The 19,831-nt window shown below is 36.5% G+C and carries 15 protein-coding genes; 10 read left to right on the forward strand and 5 right to left on the reverse strand.

Features of this window, described 5'->3' with window-relative positions:
- The first annotated feature begins 31 nt into the window (after positions 1 to 31).
- From FYJ52_RS05920 to FYJ52_RS05945, 6 genes are all read left to right on the forward strand, one after another.
- Positions 32 to 313 (forward strand): GIY-YIG nuclease family protein, encoded by a 282-nt coding sequence (locus FYJ52_RS05920; protein WP_154576304.1) that lies wholly within the window; start codon positions 32 to 34, stop codon positions 311 to 313.
- A gap of 15 nt (positions 314 to 328) precedes the next feature.
- Positions 329 to 1,111, forward strand: a complete 783-nt coding sequence (locus FYJ52_RS05925) for an Mrp/NBP35 family ATP-binding protein (RefSeq protein ID WP_154576305.1) — start codon at positions 329 to 331, stop codon at positions 1,109 to 1,111.
- Positions 1,112 to 1,438: 327 nt separating this feature from the next.
- Positions 1,439 to 3,247, forward strand: coding sequence for a G5 domain-containing protein (locus FYJ52_RS05930; RefSeq protein WP_154576306.1), 1,809 nt, complete (start codon positions 1,439 to 1,441; stop codon positions 3,245 to 3,247).
- A gap of 16 nt (positions 3,248 to 3,263) precedes the next feature.
- Entirely contained in the window at positions 3,264 to 4,988 is a 1,725-nt protein-coding gene (locus FYJ52_RS05935) for an RICIN domain-containing protein (RefSeq protein WP_154576307.1), read from the forward strand.
- 202 nt (positions 4,989 to 5,190) lie between these two features.
- Positions 5,191 to 5,715 (forward strand): cell division protein ZapA, encoded by a 525-nt coding sequence (zapA, locus tag FYJ52_RS05940; protein ID WP_154576308.1) that lies wholly within the window; start codon positions 5,191 to 5,193, stop codon positions 5,713 to 5,715.
- Between the two features lie 15 nt (positions 5,716 to 5,730).
- Positions 5,731 to 6,249 carry a hypothetical protein gene (locus FYJ52_RS05945; RefSeq protein ID WP_154576309.1) on the forward strand — a complete coding sequence of 173 codons (519 nt, stop codon included), beginning with the start codon at positions 5,731 to 5,733 and terminating at the stop codon, positions 6,247 to 6,249.
- A gap of 140 nt (positions 6,250 to 6,389) precedes the next feature.
- Here FYJ52_RS05945 and FYJ52_RS05950 read toward each other — a convergent pair whose 3' ends face one another.
- Complete coding sequence (locus FYJ52_RS05950) at positions 6,390 to 7,403, reverse strand: S1C family serine protease (protein ID WP_154576310.1); 1,014 nt, start codon at positions 7,401 to 7,403, stop codon at positions 6,390 to 6,392.
- 192 nt (positions 7,404 to 7,595) lie between these two features.
- Here FYJ52_RS05950 and FYJ52_RS05955 point away from each other — a divergent pair, with 192 nt between their 5' ends.
- From FYJ52_RS05955 to FYJ52_RS05970, 4 genes are all read left to right on the forward strand, one after another.
- Entirely contained in the window at positions 7,596 to 8,630 is a 1,035-nt protein-coding gene (locus FYJ52_RS05955; protein ID WP_154576311.1) for a tyrosine-type recombinase/integrase, read from the forward strand.
- Between the two features lie 76 nt (positions 8,631 to 8,706).
- Positions 8,707 to 10,389: a glutamine--tRNA ligase/YqeY domain fusion protein gene (locus FYJ52_RS05960; protein ID WP_154576312.1), complete on the forward strand. Its 1,683-nt coding sequence runs from the start codon at positions 8,707 to 8,709 to the stop codon at positions 10,387 to 10,389.
- Positions 10,390 to 10,403: 14 nt separating this feature from the next.
- Positions 10,404 to 11,702 carry a phenylacetate--CoA ligase family protein gene (locus FYJ52_RS05965; RefSeq protein ID WP_154576313.1) on the forward strand — a complete coding sequence of 433 codons (1,299 nt, stop codon included), beginning with the start codon at positions 10,404 to 10,406 and terminating at the stop codon, positions 11,700 to 11,702.
- Positions 11,703 to 11,713: 11 nt separating this feature from the next.
- Positions 11,714 to 12,127 (forward strand): amino acid-binding protein, encoded by a 414-nt coding sequence (locus tag FYJ52_RS05970; RefSeq protein WP_154576314.1) that lies wholly within the window; start codon positions 11,714 to 11,716, stop codon positions 12,125 to 12,127.
- Positions 12,128 to 12,188: 61 nt separating this feature from the next.
- Here FYJ52_RS05970 and FYJ52_RS05975 read toward each other — a convergent pair whose 3' ends face one another.
- From FYJ52_RS05975 to nifJ, 4 genes are all read right to left on the reverse strand, one after another.
- Positions 12,189 to 12,875 carry a TIGR03936 family radical SAM-associated protein gene (locus FYJ52_RS05975; protein WP_205960782.1) on the reverse strand — a complete coding sequence of 229 codons (687 nt, stop codon included), beginning with the start codon at positions 12,873 to 12,875 and terminating at the stop codon, positions 12,189 to 12,191.
- Positions 12,872 to 14,734 (reverse strand): TIGR03960 family B12-binding radical SAM protein, encoded by a 1,863-nt coding sequence (locus FYJ52_RS05980; RefSeq protein ID WP_154576316.1) that lies wholly within the window; start codon positions 14,732 to 14,734, stop codon positions 12,872 to 12,874. Before FYJ52_RS05980 ends, FYJ52_RS05975 begins: the two co-directional genes overlap by 4 nt.
- An 8-nt stretch (positions 14,735 to 14,742) precedes the next feature.
- Positions 14,743 to 15,945 (reverse strand): isocitrate/isopropylmalate family dehydrogenase, encoded by a 1,203-nt coding sequence (locus tag FYJ52_RS05985; RefSeq protein WP_408003702.1) that lies wholly within the window; start codon positions 15,943 to 15,945, stop codon positions 14,743 to 14,745.
- Positions 15,946 to 16,109: 164 nt separating this feature from the next.
- Positions 16,110 to 19,625, reverse strand: a complete 3,516-nt coding sequence (nifJ, locus tag FYJ52_RS05990; RefSeq protein ID WP_154576317.1) for a pyruvate:ferredoxin (flavodoxin) oxidoreductase — start codon at positions 19,623 to 19,625, stop codon at positions 16,110 to 16,112.
- Between the last annotated feature and the right edge of the window lie 206 nt (positions 19,626 to 19,831).

The following is a 19,831-nucleotide window of genomic DNA, read 5'->3' on the forward strand; positions in this document are numbered from 1 at the left end:
ATTTAGAAGAACGATAATAAATAATAAAGACATGCAATATTACACATATATTCTCACTTGCTCCGACGGAACATTTTATACTGGTTATACTAATAATTTAGAAAAAAGAATTAACACGCATAACAGAGGAAGGGGAAGTAAGTATACGAGGAGCCGTCGGCCAGTTCAATTATCATATTATAAAGTATTTGAAACGAAACACGACGCGATGAGCTGGGAGGCAATTATAAAAAATCAGATGAACCATAATCAAAAGCAAGAATTAATTGAAAAAAATAAAGTAGATTATTATAATGAAACTAATCATCAATAATTAAGGAGAAAAGATATGGCAGATATTCCAAAGCCGAATTTTAAAGTGGATCTTAATCCACTTAGTTCTGTGAAGAAAGTAATAGGTATTGTAAGTGGCAAAGGCGGTGTGGGAAAATCTACTGTTACGTCTGAGATTGCCGTTGCACTAAATAGAATCGGAAAAAAGGTTGGTATTATGGATGCTGATATCACGGGTCCTTCTATTCCAAAGGCATTTGGCATAACGGATAAAGCGAGAGGGTCTGAAGAGTATTTTTATCCTGTAGCAACGCAACAGGGAATCGACATTATTTCGATGAATCTGCTTTTGGAAAATGAAACTGATCCGGTTATTTGGAGAGGTCCTGTTATTGCAGGTGCAGTCAAACAATTTTGGACTGATGTCGTTTGGGGAGATAAAGACTATTTATTAATAGATATGCCTCCGGGAACAGGCGATGTTCCTTTAACAATATTTCAGTCTTTGCCTATTGACGGAATTATCATCGTTACTTCACCTCAGGATTTGGTATCAATGGTCGTAGAAAAAGCTTTAAATATGGCAAAAATGATGAATGTTGATGTTTTAGGTGTGATTGAAAATTATAGTTATTTGCAATGTCCTCATTGTGGAGAAAAAATATCAGTATTTGGCGAAAGTAATATCAAAGAAATTTCAAAAGAAAAAAATATTAATCTCTTGGGACAGCTTCCAATGAATCCAGAAATTGCAAAGTTAATGGATCAAGGAAAAATAGAAGAAATTGAAAATACCAATCAGTTAGATAAAGTGCTCGATACGCTTAATTGTCTGTAATAGTGCGTTTCAGTATTATTTTTCAATAGGCTTATTTGATTTTATTCAAATAGGCCTTTTATTTTTTTAAGATTTTCATTTTTCAAAAATAGAATGATTTTTCTGCACGATTATATTATTTCTTTACGCAATTTATTAATTATAAACAAAATTAAAACGGTACTTTTAGCAATTAATCAAAAAATAAATTTTAAATTTCTGTTTTCTCAGTTTAGCAGTGCAAATCACTTTTTTCAATTCGTTGACCTAGGTCGCATAGCTTTGTTAATCTAAAACCAAGATATTTCATGTTCTTAGGTAGTCCAACAACAGTAGAAAGGAGATCCAATGCATCTAGGAAAAAAGAAAGCATTTATTTTCATTGCTATTGCATGCGTTTGCGCAGGTGTTTTTTTTGCTTTAAAAACTAGTAATAACACTGTGAAAATTTCTTACGATCCAAATGATGGATCCTCAAAAACAACAACTAAGACAGTTTACTCAAAACAGGGACAAACGGTTCAAGATCTATTGAAGAATAACGGTTATTCAGTTGATAAAGATCTTTACTATTATTCAACGAGTCTTGCAGATCAAGCTTCAAAAATCCATAACGTTCGAATCGTGAAAAAGGCAAATGGTGTCATTACAATCGGGGATAAAAAAATAAGATATAGCTCGGTTCAAAAAACAATATCAGATTTATTAGACGAGAAAAATATAAAAATTAATAAAGATGATATTGTAACACCAGGCACATCCACTTTACTGACATCGAAAATAAAAAACATTAATGTTGTCCGTGTTACTAAAGCACAGGTTGCTTCTAGTGAAGACATTCCTTATCAAACAGAGGTCGTAGCAGACAGCAATGTTACCCAAGGGAGTTCAAAAGTCGAGCAGTCTGGGCAAAATGGACAAAAGACAGTGGTTTCAGAAGCCGTCTATCATAATGGTGTTTTGGTTTCTGAAAAAGTCAAAAGCACGTCTGTAAAGACAGAGCCAGTAAAAATGAAAGTCTCCTTGAATCCTTCAGATATTGCGGCAAATACGTCATCGAGGGGAAGTACGAGTTCTATATCTTCCGTGGATTCATCTAACGCTTCATCGACATCATCCAGTCAAGCATCGACTTCTACTGATTCCGCCGGAAAATCTACTGCTGCAACTATCGGAGACAACACATCTAAATCAAAAGGTGTGGCAGAAATAAAAGACGATAGCAAATCAGCAACAGTGAAAGATACAACTCAGAAGTCTGAAACGAGTACGAAAGCACCAGATTCTTCGAATACATCAAATAATCAGGCTGCCTCAAGTGCTTCAGAATCATCTAATAATGCATCAATGACAGAGACCTCAAAAAAATCAGATGAGAATTCAAATACTTCAGAAAAGAGCGATTCCAGTACAATAACCAAAACATCAACTGTAAATATTCCTTTCAAAACCTGTAATGTATATGTTTCGAATTTAGCAAAAGGAACTACACAGATTACGACTCAGGGGGTTAACGGTGAAAAAACAGTTACAACTGAAATGACTTATAAAGATGGTAATTTAGTTTCACAGAAAGAAATTTCTTCAACGATTACTAAACAACCCGTTACACAAGTTGTTGCAGTTGGAACAAAAGAAGAACAAACAACGACTCAATCTACTGACAGCAATCAGTCAGGGACGACTGCAACAAGTGCATCTACGTCAAGTTCATCTGCATCAGCCCCGTCATCTTCGAGTGGCAATACACAGAGTAGTTTAAGCCAATATGTATCCCAGACAAAAAATGTAACGTACAATCATAAAACAGAAAATATAAGTGCATCTGATTTTGATTTCTTATGTGCTGTGGTGTCTCAGGAAGACAATTCTGGGTATGAAGGTGCGTTGGCCGTTATTTCGTGCATTATGAATCGTGCAGATTCTGGAAAGTGGGGAGGAAGTACAGCGGTTTCAGTCGTAAAGGCAGAAGGGCAATTTTCTGCATATGGGGATGGCAATTACACAAAATACTTAAACGGCAAATCTTCGGCAGCTGTTCAAGCAGCAGTCAAGGATTGCGTTTATGGCGGAGTGAGAAATCATTCTTATTATTCTTTCCAAGCGAAAGCGAAAACAACGAAATCTGTAAAAATCGGCGGCAACTATTATCAATAAAGAAAGGTGAGAAATCGTGATAGAGAATCAAAGAGTTAAAAATTATAAGAAGTGGTGGGGGATAGGCTTACTCGCTGTGTTGATTTCTTTAGTATTTCAATGGCCTTCTTTTGCCGCTGCAAGTGTAGAATTAAATGACGGGAGGACATTTGTTGCACAAATTTGGTCCAGTGATCAGAGAAAGGTATTGACGAATCAAAATGGAACCCTAAGCTTTGAGGACAATGCAAACGCAACGAATCAAGCGTGGACTTTTATTTATGACGATACGAAAAATATTTATTCAATCGTTTCAAAATCAAACGCTTATGTTTTAACGGTCGGTTCAGATATTGATGGCGCGAAAGTGTCCTCGGCTGCATCTAAACAGTCGTACGGACAAATGTGGAATCTATTTTTAGAAGATAATAATATGTTTTCACTTAGACCTTCCAGCTCGCTCGCCAAAGTATTAACCATTGATAACAATAACGTATTGATTAAAACAAGTCAGAAAACGAGTCAACAAAAATTTAAAATCAGCATCTTGTCAAATGAACAAATTTCCGCATTAAAATCGATTTCTGATACATCAACGATTTCATCTAAAACGGACACGGCATCAGATATCACAACCACTAAAAGTGAAACAACAGAAAAAAATGATGCGAATTCTGCTTCAACAACAAATAACACAAATAAGGCTACTGTAGAACAATCATCAGATACTACAAAAACGACGGGGGCTTCTTCCGCTTCGAGTGAAAAAACTGATGCATCAGCAGTAAGTGGCAATACAACATCTTCATTTAATTCGACAACAGAAACGAAAAAAATAACAAACGTCGATCTGGGCGATTCTTTCACGGCAAGGATAAAACATAAGGCGAGCGGAAAATCTGTAGCTGTTGGGGATTCAGATAATGTTGTCTTGCAGTCTGTCAATAATTACAAAGAACAGGGTTGGCAGTTTAAGAAAAATTCTGACGGATCATATACGATTTATGCTTTGTCGAATACTTCAAAGGTATTAGATATAAGTGGTGCATCTGATCAGAATGGAGCAAATATTCAGATTTATAGTTCGAATAGTTCAAATGCTCAAAAATTCTATATTAGAGAAACATCTTCTGGATCTGGTGTTTATTATCTCCAGCCCGAATGCAGTCAAACGCGTGTGATGGATTTATCAGGTAATAATACAGCTGATAATGCTAATATCCAGTTATATAGTAATAACAATTCAGCTGCACAACAATTTATTATTGAAAAAGCCGATGCTTCTGGTTTTACAACAAAACCCGTAGTAAATAAAAGACAGCAAGTGATTGACATCGCGCGGTCTCAAATCGGGACGAGAGAAGGTAGAAATAATTACACGAAATATGGCGTATGGTATGGAAATTATGTACATTCTAGCGTTTATCAACATGCTGCATGGTGTGCCATGTTCGTGTCCTGGTGTGGCAATCAAGCTGGACTTTCCAGTGATGTTTTTTACTATCATGCTTACTGTCCAGCCGGTGTAAGCTGGTATCAGAATAAAGGCAAATGGCAATGGAAAGGTTACGTTCCAAAGATGGGTGACATTGTTTATTACGATTGGAACGGCGATCGTGTTGTCGATCATGTCGGTTTTGTTGAATCCTACAGTAATGGTAATATTACAACAATTGAAGGCAATTATAGTGATCAAGTGAAACGTCGAACGATTAACTATAAGTCCAGTTCCATTTTTGGATATGCGACACCAAATTATTAATATTTCATTTATAATATATAATACATAACCCTCAAGCAGGAAATATAAACCTACTTGAGGGTTTTATTTGTCTTTGAGAAAGTAGGTGGAATTTTTTGTATCAACTACTTAGACGTCTGTTGTTTTTAGAATGATGATGAGTTTTTAATAGGCTCAATTTGTAAAATGTGATAAAATAAAAATATAAAGGAGCGTTTAATAAATGGCAAATGATGAAAAAAAACCGATAGAAGTTAATATCGCAGGAACAATTCTTCAAGTTAAAAACGATAATAATGAATTAGAAATACAAAAAGCAACGGATTTAGCTAATCGTGAACTTGAAAAAATTCGGAAGAGTAATCCCAATATTAATCGCATTTATCTAATGGTGATGGGATGTATGAATTTAGCTGATATGTATTGTCAAAGTGAAAATAACAACCAAGTGCTTGCTAAAAAAATTCGAGAATTAACAGATGACAACGATACTTTTGATCAAAAAGCTAAAGACAAAGATATTAAAATTGAGCAGCTCAATCAAAAAATTGATGAATTGCTCACCGCTCAGAATTCCTTAAAAGATCAACTGAATCAGAAGAATGATTTATTAAATCAATACCGGGATCATATTAAACAAATAAAAGATGAAAATGATGCAAATCGGAAATCGATTCTGAATTTACAAAATAAATTATTTGAAAGTCAAATTGAATTGAATAAATCACAGGACGATTTGGAATCATAAAATAAGGAGAAAAACATGAAAAAAATTAATTGGTTATTTGTTTTAGTTGATAAGGGAAAACCAACACAAAGATGGTTGATTAAAATCCGTTCTATTCAACAACTTATTGCTTACTACAATGAGATTTCGGATGCAAAACAGCAAAAATCCGATTTAGATATTCAAAAGCATAATAAAATAAGCGATAAAAAAATAGATATCCAGCAGGCATCACAGCACACTAATGATATCAATTTGGATGAACAAATGAAGGCTCTTGCTTCGAATAAACAACTTTATATTGATAGTGATGGAAAATGGACAACAGAGCCGCAGACTGAGGATAATTTTTTATACCGCAAGTACCCAGCGTTTCCAAATTTTACAAAGAAAGATATCTCAATTAAATCATTTAATGATGGTGTACATTCATATGCGAAGATTGGAGATCTGGAAGTTCGAGAAGGCGATAAAATAAAATGGGATACGTATGAAGAGGCATACGAGGCTTGCATGAAAATTATCGGTTCCAATGCAGATAAGGATAAAGATTAGGAGAGATATAAAGGCCAGCCCAAACAATTGCGTATAACGTCGGTTATACGCAATTGTTTGGCGGAATAATGACAAACACTACATAATTGCTATTAATAAAAGCCCACATTTTGTGGGCTTTTGTATTATTATGGTATTCTCTAAAAAATTGAATTGAAAAAATTGTATAAAGAGTTTCTTGAATTGCCGCTATTGGAATTTCTATCTTCTTCGTTTTGTTGATTATTGTCGAGCGAAGATGTATTTTCTGAAGAACTGTTATTACTCTGATTTTTCTTTAAAGTATTAGCGACGGAGATGGCTTTATTTGACGGCACTGCAAATCCAAGACCTTCCGCATTGGTATCAGATGATGATTTCGATTCAACGATGCCGATTAATTCACCATATTTGTTAAATAAACCACCACCTGAATTTCCAGGACTAACTTGCGCAGATGTTTGGACTAAACTCATTTTTCTTCCGTCAATGGTAATGTCTCGCGCAGTTGCTGAGACGATGCCTTCCGTGACAGTCCCCGATAATGTACCCAAAGGATTTCCAATTGCGACTGCCTTTTCACCAGTGGTTAATTTGTTGGAATCGCCAATTACTGCAGCTGTTAAATTACTTGCATTAATTTTGATTAGTGCAATGTCCGATGATGCATCTGTACCAATAACTGTAGCATTGTATGATTTGTTATCTGAGGTTGTTACTTTGATCGTAGATGCATCAGACACAACATGTTCACAAGTTACAATATAACCGTCTGAAGAAATGATGACACCTGATCCGGCGCCTTGAGTAACATAGTCTCCATAAAACGCAGATGTCGTTTTAGATTCTGTTGTAATAGACACAACGGATGGACTGGCTTTTTTGGCAATTTCCTCTGTTGTTAATTCACTTTCTGATGATGATGTTGATGTCGTTGTGACATGGCTGGCAGCTTTATAAACAAATGAGGAATTCTGATTTGATGAAATGGCTTGATATAGATAATTTCCACCAAGTCCGCCTAAAAAACCTACAATCAAACAAATTAAAACAAGAAGTTTTGGTTTAAAAGACCGTTTAGGTTTTGGCTTGATATTATTTGGAGAATTACTAAAGTCATATTGGTAATCATAATCGTTATTTTGATTGTTATTGTAGTAATTTTGATCATTCATAAAATTGTTATCTTTCATGTTGAAATACACTAAGAATTATGCGTTCTTATTTCTCCTTTCAATTTTCATTTTATGTTATAAAAAAAAGCTTTAAAATAAATAGAAATTAAGTTGTTTTTATTTTTAGTTTATCATTGACACATTTTTTGCGTATAATATTATTATCACGAAATTATGAAAGGACTTTGAAGTTTGGAAGATAATAATATATTAAATGACTATTGCAACTACCTACTGTCCGTAAAAGGATATTCTAAAAATACAGTGCGTTCTTATAAAAATGATTTGAAACAATTTTTTCATTTTATTCTCGTACGTTTTGAAAAAATAAAACAAGATGACCCATTAGATGCAACTTTGCTTCATCTTGTATCCCCTACGCTACTGTCAGAAGTTCAGTTAGTCGATATCTACGCTTTTTTATCGTATAGTGCTGCTGAACGCAGTAATGGCGACACTACGCGGAAACGTAAAACGGCGGCTATTCGTTCTTTTTATCATTTTAAAATTAATATTATGCAGGAAAAAATTATTGACCCGACACAAAATTTAGAAGTGCCAAAGGCTAAAAAAAGAGATCCAATTTATCTTACTTTAGACGAAGCATTAAGTCTATTGAATGCTGTTGACGGGCGAAACAAAGAAAGAGATTTAGCGATCATTACCCTATTCTTAAATTGCGGACTGCGCTTGTCGGAATTGACGAATTTACGTGTACAGGATATTCAAGATGAGACCTTACATGTTGTCGGAAAAGGAAATAAAGAAAGAGATATCATGATGAACGATGCCTGCATCAATGCAATAAAAGATTATCTACCTGTTAGAGAACAACAATTAAAAAAGGCTGAAGAAAAGATTAATGCTGCTCAAGAAAATGAACATAATGAATGTAGGGATAAAAACAATTTAAAAAAAGAAGATCATCTGTTTTTAAGCAGCCGTGGAAAGGGCATTTCAAATCGAATGGTTGAGACAATGGTCAATAAAAATATTCAAAAAGCAGGCTTAGATTCAAATAAATTCACTGTTCACAAACTACGGCACACTGCAGCAACATTAATGTATAAATATGGTCAAATTGATATTCGAACACTACAAAAGGTTTTAGGACATGAGAATGTTTCAACGACAGAAATCTATACCCATATTGAAGATGATGATGTCAGAAATGCTGTGTATCAAAATCCGTTATCATCATATTTTGAAAAATATGATCATTCTTAAAGAACCGTAAGATATTAGCGTGATTTTATGGTAAAATACATTGTAAAAATGAACACATAACATATAGGAGCTTCAATTGAACGATAAAGAAAAAGAAAGTAATTTTATTTTTAGTTATATTGATAAAGATTTAGAAGACGGGATCTATGCTAACAATCGTGTTCATACTCGTTTTCCACCTGAACCAAATGGATATCTTCATATTGGTCATGCTAAATCATCATTGTTAAATTATCGAACAGCATTAAAATATCACGGAACCTTTAATCTCCGATTTGATGATACAAATCCGGAAAAAGAAGATATGGAATATGTCAATGCCATCAAAAGAGATTTGAAGTGGCTTGGTATTGAATGGGGCGAAAATGAATTCTTTGCATCATCTTATTTTCCGAAGATGATTGAATTTGCAAAGGAATATATTGAAAAAGGTGTTGCTTACGTCGATGATCAAGATATGGAGACCATTAAACAAACGCGAGGAACACTGACTTCTCCTGGTGTTGAAAGTCCATATCGAAATCGCAGTGTAGAAGAAAACATGCAGCTTTTCCAAGATATGATCGATGGAAAAGTTGCTGAAGGTGAAAAGGTCTTACGTGCTAAAATTGACATGGCTAATCCAAATATGAATATGCGCGATCCTATCATTTATAGAGTGCGTCATTTGGTACATCCAAGTTTGAATAAAGAGTGGCATGTTTATCCAATGTATGATTTTGCACATCCTGTTGAAGATGCGATTGAAGGGATTACGCATTCCCTATGCACCCTTGAATTTGAAGATCATCGACCGCTATACAATTGGTTCTTAGAAAATTTAGATGAGTTTCAAAACGAACCACCTCGTCAGATTGAATTTGCCAAGCTTAATTTGAGCAAGACAATTATGGGTAAACGATATATAAAAAAATTGGTTGACGAAGGGGTTATTGACGGATGGGATGATCCTAGATTAGCAACTATTTCTGGTCTAAGGCGTCGTGGCTATACTCCGGAAGCTATTCAAAATTTCTGTGAAGAAATTGGCGTTGCCAAGGCAAATTCAACAGTGGACACCGCTATGCTTGAACATTTTATTCGTGATGATCTGAAAACAAAAGCACCCCGTTATAATTGCGTTATTCATCCACTTAAGGTGACGATTACAAATTGGCCGGAAGATAAAGTTGAATGGTTAACTATTGAAACCAATCAAGACGTCGAAGAGATGGGAACACACAAAGTTCCATTTACGCGCGAACTTTACGTCGAACAATCTGATTTCATGAAGGAACCGATAAAAAAATACTTCAGACTTTATCCTGGTAACGAAGTTCGTTTCCGTGGTGCATATTTTATTACCTGCCAAGACTATGTTGAAGATGAAGAAGGAAATGTTGTTGAACTCAAATGTACTTACGATCCCGAAACAAAATGCGGCACGGGCTTTAAAGGTAGAAAGGTTAAGGGAACCATTCACTGGGTATCTGCTACAGAAGGAAAACCTGTAGAAATCCACATGTTCGATTCCCTGCTTAAAGATGATTCTCGCTATACCCTTGACAATATCGTTGAAAAGGTAAATCAGAATTCACTCGAAATATGCCATGGTTATGCAGAACCGGAAGCTTTAAAAATGAAACCTTTCGAGAAAGCGCAATTCGTCCGAAATGGGTATTTCTCGGTCGATCCAAAATACTCTAAACCAGAGCACCCTGTATTCAACCAAGTTGTTCCATTGAAAAGCAAATGGCGTCCGCCTAAGAAAAATAAATAGGAGAAAAAGATATAATGATCTGGTCTACAAAAGAGACGCTGGACCGTGAAGAAATTCGACTAATTCAAACAAAAAAATTAAAACAGACTGTCCAGTACGCTTATCAGAATGTCCCATTTTATCAAGAAAAATTTAAAGAAGCAGGAATCGTTCCAGAAGATATCCAAACACTAGAGGATCTTTCGAAAATTCCTTTCACGACAAAAGATGATTTTCGCAACCACTACCCTTTTGGATTATTTGCAGTCCCAAAGGAAAAAATCATTCGATATCACGCTTCATCTGGTACAACAGGAAATCCAACTGTTGTTGGTTATACAAAGCACGACATGAAAGTCTGGAAAGAATGTATCGCCAGAATTGTTTCAATGGCTGGTGTTACCTATCATGATACAGCTCAAATTGCTTTTGGTTATGGGCTGTTTACAGGCGCATTAGGGCTACATCAAGGATTAGAAAAAGTTGGTGCTGCTGTTGTTCCAATGTCTAGCGGAAATTCAAAAAAGCAAATTAAAATCATGAAAGACTGGGGTGTTACAGCGCTCATTGCTACCCCATCTTACGCTTTGCATTTATCAGAAGTTGCTCAGTCGTTAGGTCTTGACCCGGTAACTGACTTGAAGGTCAAGTATGGTGTCTTAGGTAGTGAACCTTCTACAGAAGCGATGCGGACAAAACTCAATGAAAATTGGGGAATGCATGCGTACGAAAATTATGGCATGTCAGAATTAGGTGGACCGGGTGTATCTGGAGAATGTCCAGCGCTTCACGGCATGCATATTAATGAAGATTATTTTATTTGTGAAATCATTGATCCAACAACTGGAGAGGTTTTGCCGGAAGGTGAAACGGGTGAATTAGTTGTGACTCCCCTATTCCGCCAAGCTACACCGGTACTGAGGTATCGAACGAAAGACATAACGAGTTTAGACTCTTCACCATGCGATTGTGGCCGCACTACGATGCGCATGTCGAAGATTACAGGCCGCACTGATGATATGTTGATTATTAGCGGCGTTAACGTCTTTCCATCTCAGATTGAAGAAGTATTATTGTCAACGGAAGGTATTGGCAGTAATTATTTAATTACGGTAAGCAAAAAAGGTTATCTTGATAAAATGGATATTGATGTTGAAGTTACAGATTCTTCTCTTCTGGATTCCGCATCAAGCTTAGATAATTTGTTAAAGATTGTGCAAGAAAGGTTGCACACCGTTCTTGGGATTCATCCGACAATTCATCTTGTTGAACCACTCAGTATGGAAGCTTCAAAGGGAAAAGCTGTCCGTGTTATTGATAAAAGAAAAGAATGAGGGTGAGCAATATGATTTCAATGGTAAAACAAATATCAGTCTTCATCGAAAATAAAGTAGGTCATTTGGCAGCGGCTACAGACATATTGGCTAAAAATGATATTAATATTCTCGCGTTATTTGTATATGACTCGCAGGAATATGCGATTTTAAGATTAATTGTCGATAAGCCTTATGAAACAGTTGAATTATTTAGGGAAAATGGAAAGGTGGTTCGCATTAAAGATGTCATGGTCATTGAACCTGTTAATGAACCAGGTATGATGAACAAAATATTCCACTTATTAGCGACCAACAATATTAATGTTGATTATGCCTATCCTTATGCCAAAACAGGTGCTCCCTATATGCTTGTTTTAGCGACATCCGATCAAGAGAAAGCGTATGATCTTATTAGTCATAGTGAATATGTCATAAATCAATAAAATATTTGTTCTGATAAATTAAGCCCTTGTCGAGGAATTTTTCTTCTACAAGGGCTTTCTTTTAAATATTCAGTTGTAAATTTTCTCTATGAATCTGCCAAAGTAAATCGTCTCCGAACTCTCGATGAGCAAATGTTTCAAAGGATTTCAGAACAATTGTCGGCTTAATGGTTTTCTGATTTTGATAATTGAGGCAAAGAGAAAACTGTAAACTATTATGATCCTTCTGGGAGATAGAAAATTGTTCAATAAAAGGCCGGGCATCAATTGATTGAAGTTTTCCCCTTTTATTTCTTTTCTCCACTAAAATTTCATTTTGATTTAAGAAATTTTGAATGTCAGCCATTAATTGTTTATCGGGTTTTCGATCCAAAATTTTTATTCGATACATCGAACGCTTTATCGAAGCAGATAATGAACCAATTTTTCCACTTACTAATTTCGCGTCTAAAATATTCAAACCATTCGGCAGAGATTCGTTGACCGCGGAGATAAATGCTTCAGAATTCATCTTTTTTGTTAATCGGAGATCTGCATATTCAGAAGATGAGGTCATACCGACAGAAAGAGCTAAAGCAAAAGCAAGCTTTGGGTGTGCATGGAATCCATTGGAATATGCAACTGGAATTTCTGCTCTTCTAAATGCACGTTGAAATGTAGCTTGTTGGTCTAAATGAGAAAGAAACCTTAACGATGAAGTTCGCTCAAATTTAAAACGCATAGTTATGATTGGTATTTGATCACTCATGAGTGGCATCTCCATTTTGAATCAAATTGCATGATCCCACAGTTTGCGCAGCCTTCTCTACAATATGGTGTCGATGAAGCAGCTTGAGCTCTTTTTAAATCTTTAATTAAAAACGACTTACTTACGCCCATATCTATAAAGTCCCAAGGAAATGTCTCATCTAAATTTCGATGACGATTTGCGTAAAATGCTGGATCCATATTAGACTCATTAAAAGCCTTTTCCCAAGCATCCTGTTTAAAACATTCATGCCAACCGTCAAATTTACAGCCCAATTCCCAAGCACGATGTAAGACTTTACTTAGACGTCGGTCACCTCTTGCCAAAACAGCTTCGTAAAAGCTTAATATAGGCTCAGACCAATTATATTTGATACGATTATTAGTCAATTTTTGTTTTAAATACGTTTGTTTTGTTTTAAATTGTTCGATAGAATTCTGTCCAAACCATTGAAAAGGCGTAAATGGTTTCGGGACAAAACCAGACGTGCTGACTGTTACCTGACATCTTTTTCTACGATTATCATCATGGTTATTTTCATAACATGCAACAACTTTTTCAGCTAGATCAGCAATGCCTTCAACGTCTTCTATTGTTTCAGTTGGAAGCCCTAGCATGAAATACAGTTTAATACGATTCCAACCCCGATCGAAAAAGCTAGCGGCCGTGTCCATTAAATTCTCTTCTGTGACATTTTTATTAATCACGTCTCGTAAACGCTGCGTTCCAGCTTCAGGTGCAAAAGTCAATCCAGTTTTTCGCGCTGTCTGTAATTGCTCCAATACCTCTGCTGAAACAGAGTCAAGACGAAGTGAAGGTAAAGAAACCGTAATGTGGTCATTCTTATATTTTTTTACCAAATCTTCAGCCAATTCCTCAATGTGCGGATAATCACTCGTACTTAAGGATAAAAGTGTTATCTCATCGTAGCCAGTTGAATCTAATAATGTTTGAATACCATTTTCAATACAGTCGACACGTTTATCCCTTATCGGCCTATAAATCATACCCGCCTGACAAAAACGGCATCCTCTTCCACAACCTCGAAAAATTTCATAGGGAATACGATCTTGTACACTTTCATGATAAGGCATCACTAATTCTTTAGGATAATAAACATGGTTAAGATCTCTGATGAATTGTTTTTTAATGACTTTAGGAATATTGGGAATTACTGGATGAAAATCAGATAGCGTACCATCATCAAAATACGAAGCTTCATATAGCGAAGGAACGTAGATGCTTTCGTAAGTTTGGGCAATATGGATGAGCCAATCCCGCTTAGAAAATTTTTTTGATTGCTTCTTACACTTTTCGTAATCTTTTAATATTTGTAATAATAGTTCTTCCCCCTCTCCGATTAAAAAACAATCGAAGAAAGCGGCCAGAGGCTCAGGATTACACACGCAGGGTCCACCACCGATTACAATTGGGTCGTCATCACTCCGGTTCGACGCGAGAACAGGAAGACCAGCGAGATCCAACATATTCAACACATTGGTGTAGGACATTTCATATTGGAGTGTGAATCCGATAAAATCAAATGTTTTTATCGGATCCATTGATTCAAGCGCATAAAGCGGGATATGGTTTTCGCGCAATTGAGTTTCCATATCGAGCCATGGTGCAAAAACGCGTTCACAGTAGAATTCAGGAACGGAATTGATTAAACTATAAAGAATTTTCATGCCAAGGTGAGACATACCAATTTCGTATGTATCAGGAAATGCAAACGCAAAACGAACCGAAATTTGATTTAAATCCTTATGAATTGAATTAATTTCATTTCCCTGATATGTAATTGGTTTTTTCACCCGTGGTAGAATGTAGTTTTCGATAAACGCTTTATTATTTGTCATCCGTAATATTATTTATTAAAAGAAGAATAATATTCTTCAAGATCATCTCTTGACAGAGTTTCCATCAAATAATTAGCAAATTCGTCGCCTGTACCGCCATCAGAACGTCCAGTTAAGACAACCTTCTTTTCGAATTCTGAACAGATTTGCAAAGCTTTTGAAAGTTTTTCAGCTTGTTCTGTATAACCAATATAATTAAGTAACATACCAGCCGCTTTAATAATTGAGCTTGGATCTGCATACTGAGCACGTCCTTCGTCAACCATTCGCGGTGCAGACCCATGAATGGCTTCGAACATAGCATGTTTTTTTCCTATATTTGCAGATCCCGCAGTTCCAACACCACCCTGCAACTCGGCAGCTTCATCTGTAATGATATCGCCATATAAATTTGGCAGCACGACAACTTTAAATTGTTGTCTACGCTTCGGATCAACCAATTTAGCCGTCATAATATCGATATACCAATCGTCCATTTCTACATCTGGATATTCTTTTGCAATTTCTTTGGCAGTATCTAAAAACTTGCCATCTGTTGTCTTTATAACATTCGCTTTGGTAACAACAGTTACTTTTTTCTTTCCTGATTTCTGTGCATAATCAAATGCTGCACGAATAATTCGTTCGCTTCCTGGCTGAGTTGTTACTGTGAAATCAATTGCCAAATCATCATTAACATTGACACCTTCTGATCCTACTGCGTATCCACCTTCAGTATTTTCACGGAAAAATGTCCAATCCACACCTTCTTCAGGAATTTTTACCGGTCGTAAATTTGCAAATAGATCCAGTTCTTTTCGCATTGCAACATTAGCTGATTCGATATTCGGCCATTTGTCCCCTTTTCTAGGTGTAGTAGTTGGTCCTTTTAAAATTACATCGCATTGCTTTAATTCTGCCAATACGTCATCAGGTATAGCCCTGTGGCAAGCAGCGCGATTTTCTATTGTTAACCCGTCAATATTTCTAATTGTTACACGATTTGACTCAATATCGTCTTCCAATAAAAATTCTAGAACACGTTGGGCTTCTTTTGTGATAAATGGGCCAATGCCATCGCCGCCAACTACTCCAATTTCAATATGATCTTTTTTAGAATAATCAATAAAATCACCTTCTGATTTCATCGTATCTATTCTTGCAAGTTGTTCTTCAATTATTTTATTAAATTTGTCTTGTGCAGCTCTGAGTTTTTCTTGACTAATCATCATTCTTGTCTCCTTATCGAATTTAAATATCTACACATTAATTTGTTAAAGTTAATTGTACCATAGGTTTAAAAAAATATGTAGAAAATAAAATTGAAAACAAGCAAAAAAATTCCACTTACTGATTTTCAGTAAGTGGAATTTGAAAAAGAAGTAAAAACTAATGATTATTTTTCGTTTCTTTTTACATAACCTTTGTAGCGTTCTTCAGCTTCCTGTTGTGTTTGTTCGTAAAGTTTGTCTGCAATTTCTGGGAATCCGCGACGGAGAGAATTGTAGCGGACTTCAGACATAATGAAATCTTGGAACTTACTAAAGTCAGGTTCTTTACTATCAAGTGAGAACGGATGTTCTGCTTCAGGATTGAAGTGATAGAGATCCCAATAGCCGCATTCTACAGCAAGCTTTTCGTGAGTTGGCGTCTTGCCCATACCACCTTTAATTCCGTGATTGATGCATGGCGCATAACCAATGATCAAAGAAGGTCCTTTATAGGCTTCAGCTTCTTTCAAGACTTTAATGAACTGATTCTTATCAGCACCGATGGCAACTTGAGCAACATAAACGTATCCGTAAGTCGCAGCCATCATGCCTAAATCTTTTTTCTTAACTCTTTCGCCTGCAGCGGCAAATTCTGCAATTGCAGCAGTAGGTGTAGATTTAGATGCTTGACCACCAGTATTGGAATAAACTTCTGTATCCAAAACAAAAACATTGATATCTTCTTTGGATGCCAACACATGGTCTAATCCGCCGTATCCAATATCGTATGCCCAGCCGTCACCACCAATGATCCAAATGGACTTCTTAACGAAGTGATCACTGTTGTCTTTAACAAATTTAATTTTATCAGCTAATTCTGCAGGTGCTTCGAATTTATCTAAAGCTGCCTTAAGAGCAGGTGTAGCTGCTTTTGAGGCATCACCATCATCTTTACCTGCAATCCAAGCATCAATAGCTTCCGCTAAATCAGAAGGTGCAACTTCTTTAATAGCTAATAAGTAATCAGCAATTGTATTTCTAATGGCTTTTGTACCTTGCAACATACCGTAACCAAATTCGGCGTTATCTTCAAACAAAGAGTTCGCAAATGTTGGCCCCTGTCCCTGAGCATTGGTGCAATATGGAGAAGCTGGTGCAGATGCGCCCCAGATTGATGAACAACCTGTTGCGTTAGCAATCATCATTCTATCACCATAAAGCTGAGTGATAGTTTTGATGTATGGTGTTTCACCACATCCTGCGCAAGCGCCAGAGAATTCAAGTAATGGCTGACAGAACTGGCTGCCTTTAACGGAATATTTGTCCATTCTGTCATCTTTGACAGGAACAGTAACTGCATAATCCCAATTTTCCACCTGATCCATTTCTTCGTGGATTGGAACCATACTTAATGCCTTTTCTTTTGCAATACATGCATCGACACAGTTTCCACATCCGGTACAATCCATAACATCAACTTGAATTCTGAACTGGAGATCAGAGAGCTGTTTACCAATCGCTTTCTTTGTTTCGAAGCCAGCTGGTGCCTTTGCTTTTTCATCTTCAGTTACAAGAACCGGACGAATTGCTGCGTGTGGGCAGACAAATGAGCACTGGTTACACTGAATACATTTCGAAATATCCCATTTCGGAACATTAACAGCAATACCGCGTTTTTCGAATGCAGATGTACCAGCCATCCATGTGCCGTCTTCATAGCCTTCAAATGCAGATACTGGAATAGTATCGCCTTCGAAACGACCAATTGGTCTGACAATATCGTGTACGAACTTAGGATCTGTATCTGGTTTAGCAGCTTCATCCTGAGCATTTGCCCAATCTGCCGGAACATCAAATTTCTTTAAGATGTCTGGGTCAACCCCTGCATCAACAGCCTGATAGTTCATCTGAACAATCTTGTCGCCTTTATGACCATATGTCTTCTTAATAGAAGCTTTCGAGTATTTTACTGCATCTTCGATTGGAATAATATCAGCTAATTTGAAGAAAGCAGCCTGCATGATCATGTTTGTACGACGACCTAAACCAATACTTTCTGCAGCTTTCGTTGCGTTAATCGTATAGAACTGAATGTCGTTCTGTGCAATGTAACGTTTCATTGAAGCTGGGAATTCTTCATTGATTTCTTCAGGTGTCCAAACAGTATTCAGCAGGAAGACACCGCCTTTTTTCAGCCCCTTCAGCAAATCGTACTGATGCACGTATGATTCTGTTGAACATGAAATGAAATCGGCTTGATTAATCAAATAAGGTGATTTGATTGGCTTTTTACCAAATCTTAAGTGTGAACATGTGATCCCACCAGATTTTTTCGAATCGTAATCAAAGTAACCCTGAGCATAAAGATCAGTATTGTCGCCGATGATCTTGATGGCAGATTTGTTTGCTCCAACAGTACCGTCAGAACCAAGACCCCAGAATTTACAACTTGTAGTACCTTCTGGAATGGTGTTGATTTCTTCTTCGACTTCCAGATTGCGATGGGTTAAGTCATCAACGATCGCGAGAGTAAACTGATCTTTCGGATCAGCTTTTTCCATATTATCAAATACAGCCTTGATATCACTTGATGTCGTATCTTTTGATCCTAGACCATATACGCAACCGAGAATCTTAGGTGCATTTTCTTCCCCATAGAATGCAGTGCAAACATCCTGATAAAGCGGGTTGCCAAGTGCGCCTGGTTCTTTTGTTCTATCCATAACAGTAATAACTTTTGCTGTTTTTGGAATAGCTTTCATTAAGTAATCTTTCGCAAATGGTCTATAAAGATGGACTTTTACAACACCAACTTTTTTACCTTTGGCCGCCAGATAATCGATAGTTTCTTCGATTGTATCTGTGATCGAACCCATTGCAACAATAATATGTTCAGCATTGGGATCACCATAATAATTGAATAAGTGATATTCACGACCAGTAACTTTTGAAATTTTCTGTAAGTAATCTTCAACAATTTCAGGAACTGCATCGTAGAATTTATTCGCAGCTTCTTTTGCCTGGAAGAAAACATCTCCGTTTTGTGCAGTGCCTCTGGTTACTGGATGTTCTGGATTTAATGCTCTGTTACGGAATTCCTGAACAGCGTCCCAATCCACTAAATCTTTAAAGACATCATAATCCATCACTTCTACTTTTTGAATTTCGTGTGAAGTTCTGAAACCATCAAAGAAGTGTAAGAAAGGAATTCTTGATTTTATTGCAGCTAAGTGTGCGACGCCACCGATATCCATAACTTCCTGGACAGATCCTGAAGCTAAAAGTGCAAAACCGGTTTGACGGCATGCCATGACGTCCCCTTGATCGCCGAAAATACACAACGAATGTGCTGCTAACGTACGGGCTGAGACATGGAAAACCCCTGGCAACAATTCACCAGCAATTTTATACATGTTTGGAATCATCAAGAGCAAACCTTGAGAAGCAGTAAAAGTAGTCGTTAGAGCTCCAGCTTGAAGAGATCCATGAACAGTACCAGCCGCGCCGCCTTCAGATTCCATTTCTGATACTTTAACGGTTTCATCAAAAATGTTCTTTCTTCCAGCAGCAGCCCATGCATCAACATGTTCAGCCATTGGAGAAGAAGGTGTGATTGGGAAAATCCCAGCGACTTCGGTAAAAGCGTAAGCAACGTGTGCCGCAGCTTCATTACCATCCATCGTCATCATTTTTTTGGACATATTTTCCTCCTCTTGAAAATTAAAAATAAACATTAAAAACACTATCTAAAGCATCTTTATTACAAATAATTATATCATAATAGCAAAAAATATACAGTTTAAATTAAAGATATTTTTTTGATATGTCTCTTTGCAAAGAATGTATATAAAATGATGGATAATAGCAAAAATTTACCTTTAGTTCGATTTAATTTGTAAAGCCTCTG

This window comes from Pseudoramibacter porci (genome assembly GCF_009696145.1).
GTDB classification, from domain to species: domain Bacteria; phylum Bacillota; class Clostridia; order Eubacteriales; family Eubacteriaceae; genus Pseudoramibacter; species Pseudoramibacter porci.

Coding starts and splice junctions, on each gene's coding strand:
- nifJ (WP_154576317.1), bottom strand. CDS start 19,625: ATGTCCAAAAAAATGATGACGATGGATGGTAATGAAGCTGCGGCACAC.
- FYJ52_RS05965 (WP_154576313.1), top strand. CDS start 10,404: ATGATCTGGTCTACAAAAGAGACGCTGGACCGTGAAGAAATTCGACTA.
- FYJ52_RS05970 (WP_154576314.1), top strand. CDS start 11,714: ATGATTTCAATGGTAAAACAAATATCAGTCTTCATCGAAAATAAAGTA.
- FYJ52_RS05980 (WP_154576316.1), bottom strand. CDS start 14,734: ATGACAAATAATAAAGCGTTTATCGAAAACTACATTCTACCACGGGTG.
- FYJ52_RS05930 (WP_154576306.1), top strand. CDS start 1,439: ATGCATCTAGGAAAAAAGAAAGCATTTATTTTCATTGCTATTGCATGC.
- FYJ52_RS05975 (WP_205960782.1), bottom strand. CDS start 12,875: ATGAGTGATCAAATACCAATCATAACTATGCGTTTTAAATTTGAGCGA.
- FYJ52_RS05945 (WP_154576309.1), top strand. CDS start 5,731: ATGAAAAAAATTAATTGGTTATTTGTTTTAGTTGATAAGGGAAAACCA.
- FYJ52_RS05920 (WP_154576304.1), top strand. CDS start 32: ATGCAATATTACACATATATTCTCACTTGCTCCGACGGAACATTTTAT.
- zapA (WP_154576308.1), top strand. CDS start 5,191: ATGGCAAATGATGAAAAAAAACCGATAGAAGTTAATATCGCAGGAACA.
- FYJ52_RS05950 (WP_154576310.1), bottom strand. CDS start 7,403: ATGAATGATCAAAATTACTACAATAACAATCAAAATAACGATTATGAT.
- FYJ52_RS05985 (WP_408003702.1), bottom strand. CDS start 15,945: ATGATGATTAGTCAAGAAAAACTCAGAGCTGCACAAGACAAATTTAAT.
- FYJ52_RS05925 (WP_154576305.1), top strand. CDS start 329: ATGGCAGATATTCCAAAGCCGAATTTTAAAGTGGATCTTAATCCACTT.